General features: G+C 68.1%; 17 protein-coding genes and 1 riboswitch. Of the genes, 7 read left to right on the forward strand and 10 right to left on the reverse strand.

Features of this window, described 5'->3' with window-relative positions; all coding sequences use genetic code 11:
- Nucleotides 1-34: 34 nt before the first annotated feature.
- The 5 genes from BLM15_RS18840 to BLM15_RS18860 form a co-directional block, all read right to left on the reverse strand.
- A complete protein-coding gene (locus BLM15_RS18840) occupies nucleotides 35-1528 on the reverse strand; it encodes a hypothetical protein (RefSeq protein WP_126114187.1) in 1494 nt (497 codons plus the stop codon).
- A gap of 69 nt (nucleotides 1529-1597) precedes the next feature.
- Nucleotides 1598-2155: a hypothetical protein gene (locus tag BLM15_RS18845; protein ID WP_110492247.1), complete on the reverse strand. Its 558-nt coding sequence runs from the start codon at nucleotides 2153-2155 to the stop codon at nucleotides 1598-1600.
- The gene (locus tag BLM15_RS31420) at nucleotides 2152-3714 is read right to left on the reverse strand and encodes a hypothetical protein (protein WP_164547576.1); all 1563 of its coding nucleotides are present in this window, start codon (nucleotides 3712-3714) and stop codon (nucleotides 2152-2154) included. The genes BLM15_RS18845 and BLM15_RS31420 overlap by 4 nt, the downstream gene beginning before the upstream one ends.
- A gap of 185 nt (nucleotides 3715-3899) precedes the next feature.
- Complete coding sequence (locus BLM15_RS18855) at nucleotides 3900-4850, reverse strand: hypothetical protein (protein WP_126114188.1); 951 nt, start codon at nucleotides 4848-4850, stop codon at nucleotides 3900-3902.
- Between the two features lie 48 nt (nucleotides 4851-4898).
- Nucleotides 4899-5534, reverse strand: a complete 636-nt coding sequence (locus tag BLM15_RS18860) for an OmpA family protein (RefSeq protein ID WP_126114189.1) — start codon at nucleotides 5532-5534, stop codon at nucleotides 4899-4901.
- A 295-nt stretch (nucleotides 5535-5829) separates the two neighbouring features.
- On the opposite strand from BLM15_RS18860, the gene BLM15_RS18865 reads away from it, so the two are divergent.
- Nucleotides 5830-6822, forward strand: coding sequence for a hypothetical protein (locus BLM15_RS18865; RefSeq protein ID WP_126114190.1), 993 nt, complete (start codon nucleotides 5830-5832; stop codon nucleotides 6820-6822).
- Between the two features lie 27 nt (nucleotides 6823-6849).
- Here BLM15_RS18865 and BLM15_RS18870 read toward each other — a convergent pair whose 3' ends face one another.
- Nucleotides 6850-7764 (reverse strand): LysR family transcriptional regulator, encoded by a 915-nt coding sequence (locus BLM15_RS18870; protein ID WP_126114191.1) that lies wholly within the window; start codon nucleotides 7762-7764, stop codon nucleotides 6850-6852.
- Between the two features lie 122 nt (nucleotides 7765-7886).
- On the opposite strand from BLM15_RS18870, the gene BLM15_RS18875 reads away from it, so the two are divergent.
- Nucleotides 7887-8861, forward strand: a complete 975-nt coding sequence (locus BLM15_RS18875; protein WP_126114192.1) for an alpha/beta fold hydrolase — start codon at nucleotides 7887-7889, stop codon at nucleotides 8859-8861.
- A gap of 9 nt (nucleotides 8862-8870) precedes the next feature.
- Here the strand turns inward: BLM15_RS18875 and BLM15_RS18880 are convergent, their stop codons facing one another.
- Nucleotides 8871-9839 carry a D-2-hydroxyacid dehydrogenase gene (locus BLM15_RS18880; RefSeq protein WP_126114193.1) on the reverse strand — a complete coding sequence of 323 codons (969 nt, stop codon included), beginning with the start codon at nucleotides 9837-9839 and terminating at the stop codon, nucleotides 8871-8873.
- 104 nt (nucleotides 9840-9943) lie between these two features.
- The gene (gene cobD / locus BLM15_RS18885; RefSeq protein ID WP_126114194.1) at nucleotides 9944-10948 is read right to left on the reverse strand and encodes a threonine-phosphate decarboxylase CobD; all 1005 of its coding nucleotides are present in this window, start codon (nucleotides 10946-10948) and stop codon (nucleotides 9944-9946) included.
- Here cobD and cbiB point away from each other — a divergent pair.
- Nucleotides 10947-11927, forward strand: coding sequence for an adenosylcobinamide-phosphate synthase CbiB (gene cbiB / locus BLM15_RS18890; RefSeq protein WP_126114195.1), 981 nt, complete (start codon nucleotides 10947-10949; stop codon nucleotides 11925-11927). The genes cobD and cbiB overlap by 2 nt on opposite strands.
- Here cbiB and cobO read toward each other — a convergent pair.
- Together cobO and cobU are read right to left on the reverse strand one after the other, a co-directional pair.
- Entirely contained in the window at nucleotides 11924-12535 is a 612-nt protein-coding gene (cobO, locus tag BLM15_RS18895) for a cob(I)yrinic acid a,c-diamide adenosyltransferase (RefSeq protein ID WP_126114196.1), read from the reverse strand. The genes cbiB and cobO overlap by 4 nt on opposite strands.
- Nucleotides 12536-12549: 14 nt before the next feature.
- Nucleotides 12550-13062 (reverse strand): bifunctional adenosylcobinamide kinase/adenosylcobinamide-phosphate guanylyltransferase, encoded by a 513-nt coding sequence (cobU, locus tag BLM15_RS18900; protein ID WP_126114197.1) that lies wholly within the window; start codon nucleotides 13060-13062, stop codon nucleotides 12550-12552.
- A gap of 85 nt (nucleotides 13063-13147) precedes the next feature.
- Nucleotides 13148-13327: riboswitch (cobalamin riboswitch) on the forward strand.
- 35 nt (nucleotides 13328-13362) lie between these two features.
- Here cobU and BLM15_RS18905 point away from each other — a divergent pair.
- Genes BLM15_RS18905 through cobW form a run of 4 tightly spaced genes read left to right on the forward strand, consistent with a single transcriptional unit; the run spans nucleotide 13363 to nucleotide 15822 of the window.
- Nucleotides 13363-13536, forward strand: coding sequence for a CbtB domain-containing protein (locus BLM15_RS18905; RefSeq protein ID WP_082613285.1), 174 nt, complete (start codon nucleotides 13363-13365; stop codon nucleotides 13534-13536).
- Between the two features lie 10 nt (nucleotides 13537-13546).
- Complete coding sequence (locus tag BLM15_RS18910; protein WP_126114198.1) at nucleotides 13547-14302, forward strand: CbtA family protein; 756 nt, start codon at nucleotides 13547-13549, stop codon at nucleotides 14300-14302.
- A 48-nt stretch (nucleotides 14303-14350) separates the two neighbouring features.
- The gene (locus tag BLM15_RS18915; RefSeq protein ID WP_126114199.1) at nucleotides 14351-14776 is read left to right on the forward strand and encodes a DUF1636 family protein; all 426 of its coding nucleotides are present in this window, start codon (nucleotides 14351-14353) and stop codon (nucleotides 14774-14776) included.
- Nucleotides 14773-15822 (forward strand): cobalamin biosynthesis protein CobW, encoded by a 1050-nt coding sequence (gene cobW / locus BLM15_RS18920; protein WP_126114200.1) that lies wholly within the window; start codon nucleotides 14773-14775, stop codon nucleotides 15820-15822. Before BLM15_RS18915 ends, cobW begins: the two co-directional genes overlap by 4 nt.

Consider the following 15822-nt stretch of genomic DNA (forward strand, 5'->3'; position numbering starts at 1 on the left):
TCGGGTCAAGCCCGAGCATGACGGCTGAGTTGGCTCAGCGCCGCTGGATCTGGATCGAGAGCGCCTTGGGCTCTTCGACCTGGATCACCGGGAAGGCGATGATACCGCCGCGGATCGCGTTCGGATTGAAGACCACACGGGTCGCCGTCGATTTGGAGGCCACCACGGCAGGGCCGGTCCCGTTCTGGAACTTCGCCTTGGCCGGAGCGACCGGATCGAGCGCCAGCCCGCAGATATCCTGGCCGTTGATCAGGACGCTCGCCATCTCGCCGACATCGACCGCAGCCTCGCTGTAGCGCGGACGGATTTCGTAGATCTGGGCCTCGCAGGTGCTGCCGGCTGGCGCCGACAAGGTCACCAGCTTGGCCAGGACAGCGCCCGCGAAGACCGCAGGACCGCCCTGAGAAGCAGGGTTCCCCAGCGAGGGCGCCGTCGCATTCTGCTGACGGCTACCCTGCTGACCGGCTGCAGGCTGCGTCGCCTCGTTGGTCCCGGGCTGGGTCAATGTGGGCGGGGCCTGATAGGGACCCTCGGAGGGGCCGCCGCGCGTCAAATACCAGCCCGCTCCTGCGGCGCCGGCAAGCAGCACCAGCGCCGAGGCCGCGATCAGTGGCAGGCGGGACGAGGAGGCGGACGATGCCGGCTTGTCGCCGAGCACCGAGCGCCGCGGCCGGGGCGCCTGCGGGCTCTTCAGCACATCGGCGATCGAGGGCTCGTCCCCGGTGGGCCGCGGCTGCACCACAGTCTGCCCCTGCTGCAGCGCGGGCTGCGGCTCAGCGGGTTGCTCGGCGGTCTTGGGCTCGAACGGTCTCAGGGCCATCGAAGACGATCCCGACGTAGCCGGCCGTTCCGGCGCCGACGCCGCGGCCTGCGGTTCGAAGGAGCCGCTGCGCAGGAAGAGATCTATCGGCGCGGCGATGTCAGCGAGGGAAGAGACAACCACGATATGGTGCGGCTGGCCACCGAGAATCTTGCCGAGGATCGCGACGGCGCGCTCGGCCTCGTCGCCACGCGGTACCAGCGCCAGCACTGGAGTGGCGCCATGCTCGGCATCGGCGAAGAGATGGCGGCAGCGGTCGATCTTGGTGGTGAGGTGGTATTCCTGCTGGGTGACGCGCGCTTCGGTCGCGATATCGGCGACGGAGAGGTCGATCGCGCCGGTGCCCCAGATCACCAGCTTGGCCTCGGCGGCCTTGTGCGTCACCGCTTCGCCATGGGCGAGCGCGCAATGGGCCGCGAGCGTCGGCACCATCCAGCTCTTGCCCTGATCGATCGAGCCAGAGGCCGCAAGGCGATAGCTTCCGCCGTCCGGCAGGCCGAGGATCTGGCGCAAGGGCTCGCCCGGGCGCAGCAGATTGCTGTATTGCGTGCTCCAGGGCTCGCAGACCTCGGAACTCTCAGTCGCCAGCACGACGCGCGAAACCGGCACGCGTGCCGACCAGGCGAGCTTCTTCAGGATGATTGGCTGGTCGGTCGTCGGCACGACGACGAAGACACCGGAGCGCCTGACGTTCTGATCTCCCGCCATCATCTTCTCGCAGGCCCTGCCGTCCCCTTATGCCGGGCAAAAGCGCAGCTTTCCGCAACGCTCCCGACCTTACAGCAGATAAACGCCCGCGAGCGGGTTGGCGAGCATCAATCGCAGCAGATCGCGCTCGGCATCCTGCCGCGGCAGGTCGATCACGATGTGCTTGTCGACCGGCGCCGGCAGCGGCAGGCGGACCACGCCCTCGATCGAGACGACCTCGATCATGGTCGGGGCCGGGTCGGTCTCCGACAGACACTGGATGACCAGGGCCGGCGGCGCATCGTCCTCCTCGATCACGTCGAGCTCGAAGGAACCGATCCGACGATGGGTCGCGCTGCTGTCATAGGCCGCGGCGGCGAGTTCGCTACGCGCCACGGCCTGGAAGGAGAGCAAGCGGCGATAGAGCCGTGCCGCCTCCGGATCGGTGCGGATAGCGCGTTCTGCGGCGAAGTTGACCGGCTCGCCACGCACGCGGCGGGCATGCGCCCAGAGATCGGCGCGGCTGATGCTCGCGGTCACCGCCTCTTCCGGCTCGGCGCTCGCGAGCGCCGCCAGAACCAGGCGGGCCGTAGCGCGGCCGACGCGCGGATCGTCCTCTAGCGGACCCTGGTTGAGGAAGTCTGTCATGGCCGTTTCGATCGCCCTTGATAGCGCTGCGAGAAGACGTCGGTGAACCGCGCCTCGTCGTTGGCGGCCTGGGCGACCAGGTCCGTCGTTTCACCGAAGCGCTTCTGTTGCCTGTTGATCCGGTGCAGGGCTGCTGCGACCGTTCTCAGTGCTCCCCCATGCCTTGCGAAGGTCAGCGCCAGTTTCGCATCGTCGATCCGGAAGCTGGCGCGATCATGACGCCAACGCCGCAGCAGCTTCTGCCCCTCGGCCGTCGCCGCGTCACTTTGTGGGCCCTCGATCGCCTCGAGCGCGTTGGCGATCAGCAGCAACTCGTCGAGCCGCCTGCCCAGGGCCGCAAGCCCCGCGGCGATACCGGCATAGTCGAAAGCTTCCGGGCTCTGATCGACCTGGCCACGATTGGAGCCGGCGATGCGGCGGCTCGCCTCGACCAGCCGGTTCTCCCAGGGAGCAACGGCGCGGGAGCGAACCAGCGTCAACGGCTGCTCATGCGCGAGCGGCAAGATAGCGAGGGCGCGGCCGATCGATTCGCGCTCCTCCTTGTTGAGGAATTTCGGTTCGGCCGGCAGGCGCATCAGCGCGGCGTAGACGCGCTCGCGCACGATGCCGTCCTCATCCTCCTCCTCGGGCTCGTCATCCTCTTCCTCGGGCTCGTCCAGCTCGAGCTCGCCAATCAGCGCCTGCTGATCGAGCCAGGCGATCAATGCCTCCTCAGGGTTTTCCGAAGGCTGACGCGCCATCAGCGAGTCGATCGAGGCGGGCGCCATGAAGTCGCGGCGGCCGACGCTGGAACGCTCCTCGCGGATGAGGGCGCTGAAACGCTCGGCGAAGCGAGCGAAACTCCAAGTCTCGCCATGCAGCAGGGCAAAGCTCCAGAGCGAGACGAGATCCTCCGGATCGAACTCGCGCTGACGCTCGCGCCGGCCGGAGGCGTTGAGGAAGGCTTCGCGCTGGCGGATCAGGTCGGCGAAGGCCAGCAAGGGCAGGTGCCGCCGGCGCCAGGCCCGCATGAAGCGCGCCGGCTCCTGGACCGCTCGCTTCAGCCCGTCCTCGTCGAAGGCAGACAACGCGAAGACCGCATCGAGCGCCGTGCGCAACGCCGCGAGCCCGCCCTCCGAGCGTTCGTCCGCCTCCGCGGCGAAGAGAAAATCGGCGAGGCCGAGCGCGCGCCTGACTCGGCTCCAGGAGAAGGAGCGCGTCTTCGCATCGCCCTTGTCCGCTCCGTAGGAGAGAACGATCTCGCTCGCCGAAGCTTCGATGGTGGCGCCGGCGAAGCTGATGGATACCGGCCCATCCTGGCGCAGCGGTCGCAGGAGGATGCCGCTCTCGTCGAGCATGCAGCCGATGGCCGCATCGCGGGCCGGCATCCGAGGAGTTGCCGTCAGCGCGCCGAGCGAAAACAGCACCTGCAGCATGTCCCAGAGCGGAAGGTCGGCATTCTCCGAGCCGCTGCCGGTGATCGCCAGAACGAACTTCTCGGTGTCCCGCGCGGAAAACCGGCGCGAAGACGCAATCGTGCTGATCTCCGCGACCCGAGCCGGGTCAATGCCCCAATCCATATCTCAAATATCCGCATCGGACACCGGTCAACTGCGGCGAACGGAAACCCAGCCAAGTCCGCTCGCATCAGGCCGGCACATATTGCTGCCATAATTAAAGTAACAAGCCGCCCGGTCCGTGTCGACCGGGCGGCTTTTTTGTCGGAAAGGGCCGGGGTTTATGGTTACCCGGCAGCCCTTTTTTATCAGCGGGTGGCGACCTTGCTGACGACCAGCCGGTTGCCGGAGAAGGTGACCTGGCCGTTCAGACCAACCAGTTCCAGCATCAGGCGGAAATTGCGGGTCAGCCGAGCCGAGTCGGCGGATGTCGAGTAGAAGAAGTCGGCCGAGGTCGACGTCATCTGCGTGGCGCGGTGGGCGCGGTAGCAACCCCAGCGGACGAACTCGCTCTCGACCCGGTCGACTTCCGTGGCGGTGAAGTCGCGCAGCTGGATCACGAAGTCGGTCGGCAGGTTGTTGCAGCCGTCGCCACCAGCCGCGACCGGAGCCGCACCACCAGCAGCTCCACCGCCGAGGACGATGCCGTCCTTGCCGACAGCAGCCGCACCACCGCTCGGGCGGGCAAAGCCCTCGAGCTTCTGGGCGATCGCAGCGCCGAGATCGGCGGCGAGAACGCGGGAGTGGGTGCCGACGGTCTCAAGCAGGCACTCGGCGCTGCAGGGATTCGGCAAGGCGGGCAGCTGGAAGCCGCCGACCTCGAAGGAGGCGATGAACTGGCCGGAGCGGACGTTGAGCACGCGGCCGGCGATGCGGATTTCGGGGAAGCGGATGTCGGCGGCGACGGCGCGGCGGGCCGAAGCGTAGATCTGGTAGACGACCATGGCGTCGACCGGGGTCGAAACGGCACGGGCGATCTCGATCAGCTCGGCGTCGCGGCGGCGGACCCGGGCGGTCTGGGTGATGCCGAGCGCCAGGCTGGTCTCGTCATAGACCTGGAAGCCGCGAGTGTTCAGATACTCCGAAAGCTGGAGCTGAACCCGGTTGAAGATGCGGTTGTTGCGCGGAACAGTGTCCGGATCGGCGTCGTCCGACATCACCAGGAGGTTGATGCGGGAATTCGGCGATTGAGCGTGGGCAACGACTGCGAAGGACATCAGCAGCGCGAAGCCGAGCATGAGACGCTTGAACAAAGCCATGACAGTGCCCCCTGAGGCAAATGGTTGTTTCGGGAAGACGGTAGAAACTCAGCCGGTGATGGCGATGACTTCAACGCGGCGATTGACAGGCGAATACGGACTGCGCGGATTGCGCAGCATGTCAGGGCCGAAGCCGTGGGCGACGAGACGGCTCGGCGCAATCTCGCCATAGGAAACCAGCCAGTCGCGGACCGCAGCAGCACGCTCCTGCGAGAGCTCGACATTGTAGTCGTAGCCCCCTTCGGCGCTGGTGTGGCCGGCGATCAGAAAGCGCTGATCGAGCAGGATCGGATCGCGCAGCGCCAGGGCAAGCCGCATCAGCGTGGCTTCCGCGCCGCGGCGCAGTGACGCCGAGTCGTTGTCGAAGAAAACCGTGACCTCGACGCGTCGGGTCAGGTCGATCACGACATCCTGGCCATAACCGCGCGGATGGACCCGGCGAGGCACTGGCGCAACGCGGCGCACCACGACCCTGCCGCCCCCACTCGCGCCACCACCTGAGCGGCCCGGCACGCGATCATGCGGTGCCAGCGAGCGCAGGATATTGGTCGCGCCCTGATCAGTCTGCGCCAATGCAGGAACGACGCTGAGCAGTGGCAGCGAAAGCACGAATCCGCCGAGCGCACGGCGGGACATCATCTGCGGAAGCTCGCTGTTGTCCTTGCGCTCATCTGCGTTCTTCATAGCCAGACCCCCTGTTTACCCTCTCTTCGCATAGTCCAGTAGCCTCGACAATGCGACGTCCCGGTCGGGTGAAAGCGGGTCGCAGCAGTGGCGTTGCTCGAGCTTTGCCAGTGTTTGCCGCATTTTCGCGTCGAGCCGCATTTTTTGCTGAACAGTGGATGAACGCACGGCCTCCTACGCGCGCGCATTCAACATAGACGCCTCGCCCGTGAGCAGGCATTCGCGAAACCGGCTCAAGGATCGCCAAGGGCCTGACAACGTGCCCAGCGCACATCCGTTCATGAGGAGACCCGCCATGGGCTTCCAGCTCGACCAGACCGTCCGCCTGCGCAGCAGCCTGCGCTTCGCCGTCGCCGCGCTCGCGCTCATCGTCTCGTCCGGTGCGGCATTCGCCCAGACCGACACCGCTCCCGCGCATCAGCTGGCGCAGGCCAGCGGAGGTAACTCCGATGCGCCGAAGATCGCCGAGCGGCCGCAGTCGCTGAAGCTGGAATTCTCCTCGCGCACCGTCTCGTTCGGCGTCGCCCAGGCGGCCCGCGAGATCATGACGACGCGCCAGATCCCGTTCGCACCCGGCAGCTGGGAGGTCACCTCCGATGCCCGCCGCGCCATCACCCAGCTGCGCGACATCTTCCGCGGCAACGCTCCCAAGGGCGCGCCCTTCGCGATCCTGGTCTCTGGCGGCGACGAAGTGGTCAATTATCGCCGCGCCCGCGCCCTGCGCACCCAGCTGATCGAGATGCAGCTCGAGGACGCCGCCAAAGTGGTGATCGCTGCCCGCGCTGCCGGCGAAGGCCAGGCCAGCGACGACGGCAAAGCGCGCGTCGACCTCGTCCCGCTCGATCCGGCGCGCTGCGGCGGCTGCGGCGATGCTTCCTTCCGTACGCTCGCCCTCGATACCGGCGTCCAGAAACTGGTGCGCGCCACCGCCGAGGATACGGTGATCCCGGCCTCGCAGGTCGCCGGCAAGGACGGCAAGGACACAACCGACGTTGCCACGGCACCAGTGCCGCCGGTGCGCCAGCAGGCAACCGAAAAGGCGCAGCAGCGGACCCAGGCTTCGGCGCCGCGCCCGGCCCAGAAGCTGGCCTTCGATCACTCGGCGGAGCCGCGCTATGACGGCCGCACCGTCCTGGTCGAGCCTGACGATTACGGCCAGCAGCGCCGCCGCATCAGCCGCAGCGTCAATCGCGGCTGCCAGATGCCGGACATCGTCATCGATGACTACTATCCGGGCGGCCCGCTCGTTGGCTGCGACGGCAGCTACGGCCCGCGCCCGCGCTGGTAAGCATCCAAATCTCGAGACGCAGGCGCGCTAGCCGACCCGTTCGGCGAAGCGCGCCTTCAACTTCGGCAAGGCAAAATCGGCAAAGGCACGGACCTTGGCCACGGAAAGCCTGCCCTCCGGTGCGACGAGATGGACCGGCAGCGGTTCCGGCTCGCAATCCGTCAGCACCAGCTTGAGCCACCCGCTGCGCACCTCGTCGGTGACCTGGTAGCAGAGCGGGCGCACCAATCCATGCCCGTCGACCGCGGAGGCGATCGCCGCCTCGACCGAGCTGGCTATCAGGCGCGGCTTGACCTTGACCTGGCGCGGCCGGCCGCCTTCTGAAATAGGTGGGAAGGTCCAGAGCTCGCCCGCCAGCGGATGGATCTGGGCGATGCAGCGATGGCCGGCGAGATCGCCCGGCTCCTGAGGCACGCCATGCCGGGCGAGATAGGACGGCGCGGCGCAGACGATCTGGCGCACGCTGCCGACACGCAGCGCGACCAGATTCGAATCCGGCAGATGGGCGATACGCAGGGCAAGATCGACGCCCTCGTCGAGCAGACTGACGACGCGGTCCAGGAGCAGCATCCTGACCTGAACCTCCGGCTGCTCATCGAGGAAGGCGTCGACCAGCGGACGCAGTAGGCGCGTGCCGGCGACGACCGGGGCGGTCAGGGTGAGGAGGCCGCGCGGTGCGGCGCGCTCACCCGCCGCCTGCAACTCGGCCTCCTCCAGATCGACGAGCACGCGCCGGCAGGCGGCGGCATAGCGCTCTCCGGCCTCGGTGAGACGGATCATCCGCGTGGTGCGGTCGAGCAGCCGCGCCCCGACATGGCCCTCGAGCGCATTGATGGCACGCGTCACGGCCGGGGCCGAGCGCCCGAGCCTTCGCCCTGCGCCAGCCAGGCTGCCCTCGTCGAGCGCGCTGACGAAGACGCGCATCGCTTCCAACCGATCCATCGGCATTCCAATTTCTGGAATAATAGCTTTCTCAAGATAGCCATTCTGCCGAATTTCGTCAGCCCCTAACTTGATGCCACGAGATTGGCCGGCCGTTGCCAGCCACCGCGAGGAGCCTTCAGATGACGCAAGATTCATTCAGCCGCCGCGACGCCTTCGTCGCCCTGTCGGCGACCGCCACTGGCGGAGCCTTTGCCGGCCTCACCGCGCCGGCGCAGGCAAAGGCACTGAACCAGCCCACGCATCACCGCACCGTCGCCATCGACGGCATCGATCTCTTCTACCGCGAGGCTGGCCCGGCCGATGCGCCGGTGCTGCTCCTGCTGCACGGTTTCCCGAGTTCCTCGCGCATGTTCCGCAATCTCATCCCGGCGCTGTCGGACCGATATCGGGTGATCGCGCCGGATTATCCCGGCTTCGGCCACAGCGCCGTGCCGGACCGGACGAGCTTCAAGTACGGCTTTGCCCGCTTCGCCGAGCTGATCGACAAATTCCTGACCGAGCTCAGGATCGACCGCTTCGCGCTCTATGTGATGGACTATGGCGCGCCGGTCGGCTTCCGCCTGGCGCTGAAGCGGCCGGGCCAGGTGACGGCACTGATCGCCCAGAACGGCAACGCTTACGAAGAGGGCCTGCGCGACTTCTGGATCCCGGTGAAAGCCTACTGGGCCGACGACACGCCGGCCGGGCGCGAAAAGATGCGCGGCGGGCTGACGCTGGAGGCGACGCGCTCGCAATATCTCGACGGTGTCGCCGACAAGAGCCTGGTCGATCCCGACAGCTGGCTGATCGACCAGATGCTGATCGACCGGCCCGGCGTCAGCGAGATCCATCTCGACCTGTTCAAGGACTACCGGACGAATGTCGAGCTCTACCCGCAGTTCCACGCCTTCTTCCGCGAGCGCAAGCCGCCGACCCTGATCGCCTGGGGCAAGAACGACTTCATCTTCCCGCCGGAAGGTGCGCGCGCCTATCTGCGCGACCTGCCCGAGGCCGAGCTCAACCTGATCGACAGCGGCCATTTCGCGCTGGAGGACAAGGGCGAGGAGATCGCGGCGCTGATCCGCGATTTCCTGGGGCGCAAGCTGAAGGCGTGACCCAGCGCGTCAAACGATCTGGTTCTGGAGCGCGACCTCGCCGCGCTCCAGCCGGCCGAGATTGTCGAGCAGGATGTCGATGACGTTGCTCTCATAGGCGCGGGTCTCGCCGGCGCTGTGCGGCGTCAGCAGTACCTGCGGCATTCCCCAGAGCGGCGAACTTGCAGGCAAAGGCTCCTCATAAACGCAGTCGATGCCGGCGCCGGCGATGCGACCAGCGTCGAGCGCGGCGATCAGCGCCGGCTCATCGACGACGCGGCCACGCGCGACATTGATCAGGTAGGCGGACGGCTTCATCGCTGCGAGTGCCGCGGCATCGATCAGCCCTTCCGTCTCCGGCGTCAGCGGGCAGGTCAGCGCGACGAAATCGGCCTGCACCAGCGCGGCGTGCAGCTCCGCCGGCGGCACGATCCGCTCGACATTCGGCTCCGAACCCGGCCGGCGGCGCACGCCAATGACCCGCATGCCGAAGGCCGAGGCGATCGCCGCGAGGCGGAGGCCGATGCGGCCGAGCCCGACGATGACCAGCGTGCGGCCGCCGAGCTCGTCCTCGCGGCGGGAGCGGTCGCCGATCATCGGGCGCCAGACCCGATTGGCCTGGTTGTCGCGGGCAAGGTGGAGCTGACGCGCCAGCGCAAGGATCAGCGAGATCGCGTGCTCGGCGACGGCGCGCTCATTGCCGCCCTGGGCACTGGCGAGGCGAACGCCCGCCGCGGCGAGCTTCGGCTTGTCGAACTGGTCGGTGCCAGCACTGATCGACTGGATGAAGCGCAGCTTGCCGAGGCCGTCGAGCATCTCGTTGCGCCACAGGCCCGAGACGACCAGCACATCGGTCTCGTGGGCACGGGCCTTGAGATCATCGATCGTGCGGACCTCGAAACTCGTCGCCTGTCCATTGCGCGCCAGATATTCGTCGCGCAGCTGATAGGCCGCATGGGCAAAGCCGATGGTGAGGGCATTCTGCTTCGGCCAAGGCATGCGTCTTGTCTCCGGATCGCTGGAATCATTCGACGATAGCGGCGGCGCGCCGCTTCGTCCCACCCGCACCCGCATGCGCCGGCTGCAATCGCTGCGCAGCGAGCTCAGGCCAGCGCTAGCGCCTGCGCCAACCGCATCCATGCCGCTTCCTCCCCCGGCAGGCCGAAGCGCAGGCGCGAGGGATCGTGCTGGAAACGGCGGACATAGATGCCGGCCCGGCCGAGCCGCTCGAACAGAGCGGGCGCCTGCGATGTTTCGAGCAAGCGATAGAGCACGGTTCCGCCGACGGCGCGGCCATAGGGGTTGAGGATCGCATCGAGTCGCCCGCTGTCAGCCGCGCGCGCCTCCCCTGCAGCCGAAAGCCAATCGGCATCGGCGAGCGCAGCAGCCCCGACATGCAGCGCCGGGCCGGCCACGGCCCAGAGGCCGAGCATCGCCTGGAGGGCATCGGTAAAGCGCGCTTCACCGACCGCGAAGCCGAGCCTCATGCCCGCCAGCCCGTAGGCCTTGCCGAAGGAGCGCAGGACGAGGGCCCCTTCCGACAGGGTCGGCAACAGGCTCATCTCAGGCGCGAAATCGGCGAAAGCCTCGTCGACGACCAGCAGGCCGCCGCGCGCGGCGAGCGCTCCAGCAAGTGCGACCAGCGTCTCACACGCAACGATGCGCCCGTCCGGATTGTTCGGATTGACCAGCACGAGGACATTGGCATCGCCGATCTCGGCGAGATCGTTGATCTCGCGTACCTCGGCGCCCGCCTTGCGCCAGGCCGGCGCGTGTTCGCCATAGGTCGGCCCGAGCACGGCGACGTTTGCCGTCGGCACCAGACGCGGCAGCAGCTCGATCAGAATCTGCGTGCCGGGCGCCGCGACGATGCCGCTTTCAGCGCGAACACGATAGGCTTTGCGAGCCGCCGCGAGCAACACAGCCTCCTCGGCCTTGCCAGGCAGACGCTGCCACAGGCTTAACGGCAGCTCCGGAAGCGGATAGGGGATCGGGTTGATACCGGTCGAGAGATCGATCCAGGGTTCGGGCGCCTGCGGGAACAGCGCCTTGGCCGTGGCGAGATCGCCGCCGTGCCAGATCGCTTCCTTCATCTCCCCGGCCGCCATGTCGCTCTCCGAAAGCCTGCCGCTGCTTCTCGCCGCCCTCGTGACCGAGGCGGCGATCGGCTATCCGGCGCGCCTGTTCGCATGGATCGGCCATCCCGTCACCTGGATCGGCACGTTGATCGGCTGGCTGGACCGGGGCCTCAACCGCGAGACTGCGAGCTTCGCGACGCGGCGGATGGCCGGCGTCGTGGCGTTATTGATCCTGCTCGGCGTGACACTGGCCGCCGCACTGGCCCTCGTTGCGCTCTGCCGTCTCGCCGGCGTCCTCGCATTGTTACCGCTGGCGCTGCTCGCGTCGACCCTGCTCGCCCAGCGCAGCCTCCATGACCACGTCGCCGATGTCGCCGCAGGGCTGGAGCAAAGCGGGCTCGCCGGTGGGCGCAAGGCCGTCGCGATGATCGTCGGCCGCGACCCGGAGAGCCTCGACGAGGCCGGGGTGGCGCGCGCTGCGATCGAGAGCCTGGCCGAGAATTTTTCCGATGGGATCGTCGCGCCAGCCTTCTGGCTCGGCGTCGGCGGCCTGCCGGGTGGGGCGCTCTACAAGGCGATCAACACCGCCGATTCGATGATCGGCCACAAATCGCCACGATACCTCGCCTTCGGCTGGGCGGCGGCGCGGCTCGACGATCTCGTAAATTTGCCCGCTTCTAGGCTGACGGCTTTGCTGCTGATCGCCGCCGCGGTGCTCGACCGACAGGCTGATGCCGGTGCGGCCTGGCGCGCGGTGCAACGCGACGCCCAGCGCCACCGCTCGCCCAATGCCGGCTGGCCGGAGGCGGCGATGGCCGGCGCGCTGGGGCTCCGCCTCGCCGGCCCGCGCGTCTACGGCGCGGTCAGGGTCGAGGACGGCTGGATGGGCGATGGCAGGGCGGAGGCTACGGCGGCCGATATCCGGCGGGCGCTCGCCCTCTACCGGCGCGCCTGCCTGCTGCTCTGGGGCTTGGCAGCGGCCGGAAGTCTCGCCGCACTCGGCCTCTAGAACTCGATCCCCTCCTGCGCCTTCACGCCGGCGGCGAAGTGGTGCTTCACCAGCGTCATCTCTGTGACCAAGTCGGCGGCCTCGATCAGCTCAGGCTTGGCGTTGCGGCCAGTGACGACGATGTGGAGATCCGAGCGGCGGGCAGCGAGCGTCGCAACCACCTCGGCGAGCGGCAGATAGTCGTAGCGCAGGGCGATGTTGAGTTCGTCCAGCACGAGCAGCCGGATGCTCTCGTCCGCCATCAACTCCCTGGCCTTGTCGAAGGCGCGGGTCGCCGCAGCGATGTCGCGGGCCTTGTCCTGCGTCTCCCAGGTGAAGCCCTCGCCCATCGAATGCCAGGAGATCTGGTCGCCGAAGGCCTCCAGCGCCTTGCGCTCGCCGGTCGACCAAGCGCCCTTGATGAACTGCACGACGCCGATGCGCCAACCATGGCCGAGCGCGCGCAGGATCAGGCCGAAGGCGGCGGTCGACTTGCCCTTGCCCGGGCCGGTGTTGACGATCAGCAGGCCCTTCTCGACCGTCTTGCCGGCGACCTCGGCGTCCTGCACTGCCTTGCGCTTTGCCATCTTCGCCTTGTGGCGGGCGGCATCCTCGGCTTGGTCCGTCATCGTCGCTTCGCTCTTCATTTCACCTGCATCGGCAATCCGGCGACCATGAAGACCACGCGCCCGGCCTGCGCCGCAAGCCGCTGGTGCAGGCGGCCGGCCTCGTCGCGGAAGCGCCGGGCGAGCGCATTGTCGGGCACGATGCCGAGGCCGACCTCGTTGGAGACCAGCACAACCGGTCCCTCCGCCTCGCGGCAGGCCGCAATGAGCTCGCCGGTCGCGATCGCGATGTCGCGTTCGGCAAGCAGGAGATTGGTCAGCCAGAGCGTCAGGCAATCGACGAGGATGGGCTGCCCGGACCGGGCGTTGCGGATCGCCTCGGGCAGCGCGACCGGAGCATCGACCGTTTGCCAATCGCGGGAGCGGCGGGCGCGATGCTCGGCGATCCGGGCCCGCATCTCGTCATCATAGGCCTGGGCGGTGGCGATATAGGTCCAGGCGGGCGGCAGCGCCTCGATCAGCGCTTCCGCATGGCGGCTCTTGCCGGAGCGGGCGCCGCCGAGGATGAGGGTGAGCGGGGGGAGGGTCATGCTGCAGTCTCCGCGTCATGCTTCGGCTTGCGCCGCGCTCCGCCGGGAATGACGGCATTGCATTGCACAGCACCGCGCCTGTGGCTAATGATCATCGGTGACGGTGCCTCGACGACGAGGTGAAAAGGGAACGCGGTGAAGGACCGCGGCTGCCCCCGCAACTGTAAGCGGCGCGTCCTGCGCCATCGGCCACTGGGTTTCCCGGGAAGGCGGAGCAGGACACCAAGCCGTGAGCCAGGAGACCTGCCGTCTTCCGATGTCGTCCAGCAGGCTGCCGGTGGGGTGGCCAGGAGTGAGCCAATGAACACCGCAACCGTCACCAGCCAGGCCAGCGTCTCGGAACGGGCGAAAGCCGTCGCCGCCGCGCTGATCCTCGGCTTCGTGCTGATCTACACCGTCGGCTTCGCCGCCTCGTCCACTGTCCACAACGCGGCGCACGACACCCGTCACGGCCTCGCCTTCCCCTGTCATTGAGGGGAAGCACATGGTCACGCGTATTCTCACGGTCAGCATCCTGGCCGGGCTTCTGGCTGGACTGCTGATCTCGGCGCTCCAGCACGTCACCACCACCCCGCTGATCCTCAAGGCCGAGACCTATGAGGCGGCGCTGCGTACGCAGGGCGCACCGATGCAGGCCGCCTTCACCGATGGCGCCCGCATCCAGCTCGCCCATAACGATCCGAAAGCCGGGGCGGAGCACACCGGCGAGCATGAATGGAAGCCGCAGGACGGCTTGCAGCGCACCGCCTTCACCAGTCTGGTGACGATCGGCACCGCGATCGGCTTCGCAGCCCTGCTGCTCGCCGGGATGATCGCGGCAAACGAACAGATCGACCAGTGCCGGGCGCTGGCATGGGCTGTCTGCGGTTTCCTCGCCTTCGGACTCGCCCCGGCGATGGGGCTGGCGCCTGAATTGCCGGGTTCAGCCGCGGCCGAACTGCAACAGCGCCAGCTCTGGTGGCTGCTGACGGCGGTGGTCACCGCCGGCGCGCTCTTCGTGTTCCTGCGGGTCGAGGCCTCCTGGGCGCGGGCGCTTGCCGTGCTGGCGCTGCTCGTGCCGCATCTGATCGGCGCGCCGCATCCGGCTGCGCCGGAGAGCAAGGTGCCGGCCGAGATCGCCGCGCATTTCGCCGCGCTCTCGCTCGCCATCCAGGCCGCCCTCTGGCTCGCCACCGGCTTTGCCGTCGGCGTGCTCTGGCCCTGGCTTGCTCGTCGCAGCGCCGCAGCCGCGGCGGCCTGACGCCTCGCGCGGCCGATTGCGGCCGCGCCAGCCCAAGGAGGCGTTTCGATGCTCGAAGGCGATCTCGCCCTCGCGACGGAAACCCGGCTGGAGCCGGGCTGCACCATCCATGTCTGCACCGTCTGCCGGCGCCAGCGCGAGGACCTGCCGGAGGGCTATGACCAACCCGGCATCGGCCTCGCAGCGGCACTCTCAGAGCGCATGGCCGGCAGCGGCATCGCCGTCGTCCCGGTCGAGTGCCTCGCCGTCTGCAAACGGCCCTGCACAATCGCGCTCGCGGCCGACGGCAAATGGACCTATCTGATCGGCGATCTCGACGCCGGTCTTCATCTCGACGAGATCGTCGGCGCGGCGGAAAGTTTTGCCGCCAGCGCCAACGGCATCGTTCCCTGGAAAGAAAGACCCGTCTCGTTCCGCAAGGGCGTGGTCGCGCGCGTGCCTCCTTTGCCGCGCCAGCAAGGATCAGATCAATGAACGCTCCGCAGACTACGACGCTCGGCAAGGTGCCGTGCACGATCATCACCGGCTTCCTCGGCGCGGGTAAGACCACTCTCGTCCGCCATCTGCTCGAGAATGCCGGCGGCAAACGCCTCGCCGTCCTCGTCAACGAGTTTGGCGATCTCGGCTTCGACGGCTCCTTCATCGCCGGCTGCGGCATCGAGGGCTGTACGCAGGAGGACATCGTCGAACTGCCGAACGGCTGCATCTGCTGCACCGTCGCCGATGATTTCGTGCCGGCGCTGGAGAAGCTGCTGAACCGGCCGAACCCGCCCGAGCACATCCTGATCGAGACCTCGGGGCTCGCCTTGCCGAAGCCACTGGTCAAGGCCTTCAACTGGCCGGCGATCCGTTCGCGCGTCACCGTCGACGGCGTCATCGCCGTGGTCGATGGGCCGGCGGTGGCCGAGGGCCAGTTCGCGGATGATCCCGAGGCGCTGAAGGCGCAGGCCGCGCAGGACCAGGCGGTCGATCACGACAACCCGCTGGAGGAGGTGTTCGAGGACCAGATCCTCTGCGCCGACCTGATCCTGCTCAACAAGAGCGACCTCGTCGACGCGGCAGGCCGCGAGCGGGTCAAGGCCGAGATCGCCCAGCACCTGCCCAAGGCGATCAAGGTGGTGGAAACCGCCCATGGCAAGGTCGAGCCGGCCCTGATCATCGGCCTCGGTGCTGCGGCCGAAGCTGACCTCGCCGCCCGCCCCTCGCATCACGGCGAGGGCGAGGATCACGACCATGACGATTTCGACAGCGTCGCGCTGCCGCTACCGCAGGCCGGCTCGCCGGAGGAGCTCGTCGCCCGCGTCGCCAAGGCGGCCGAGGCCGAGGGCGTGCTGCGGCTCAAGGGCTTCGCTGGCATCCCCGGCAAGCCGATGCGGCTCGTCGTCCAGGGCGTCGGCCGGCGCGTGGGCCATCATTACGATCGGGCCTGGGGTGCTGATGAGGCACGCGACGGACGGCTTGTGGTGATCGGCCTCAAGGGCTTCGACCGCGCCGCCGTGGAGGCTGCGCTGGCAGGCTGA

Origin of the sequence: Bosea sp. Tri-49 (genome assembly GCF_003952665.1) — a bacterium.
Taxonomy (GTDB): domain Bacteria; phylum Pseudomonadota; class Alphaproteobacteria; order Rhizobiales; family Beijerinckiaceae; genus Allobosea.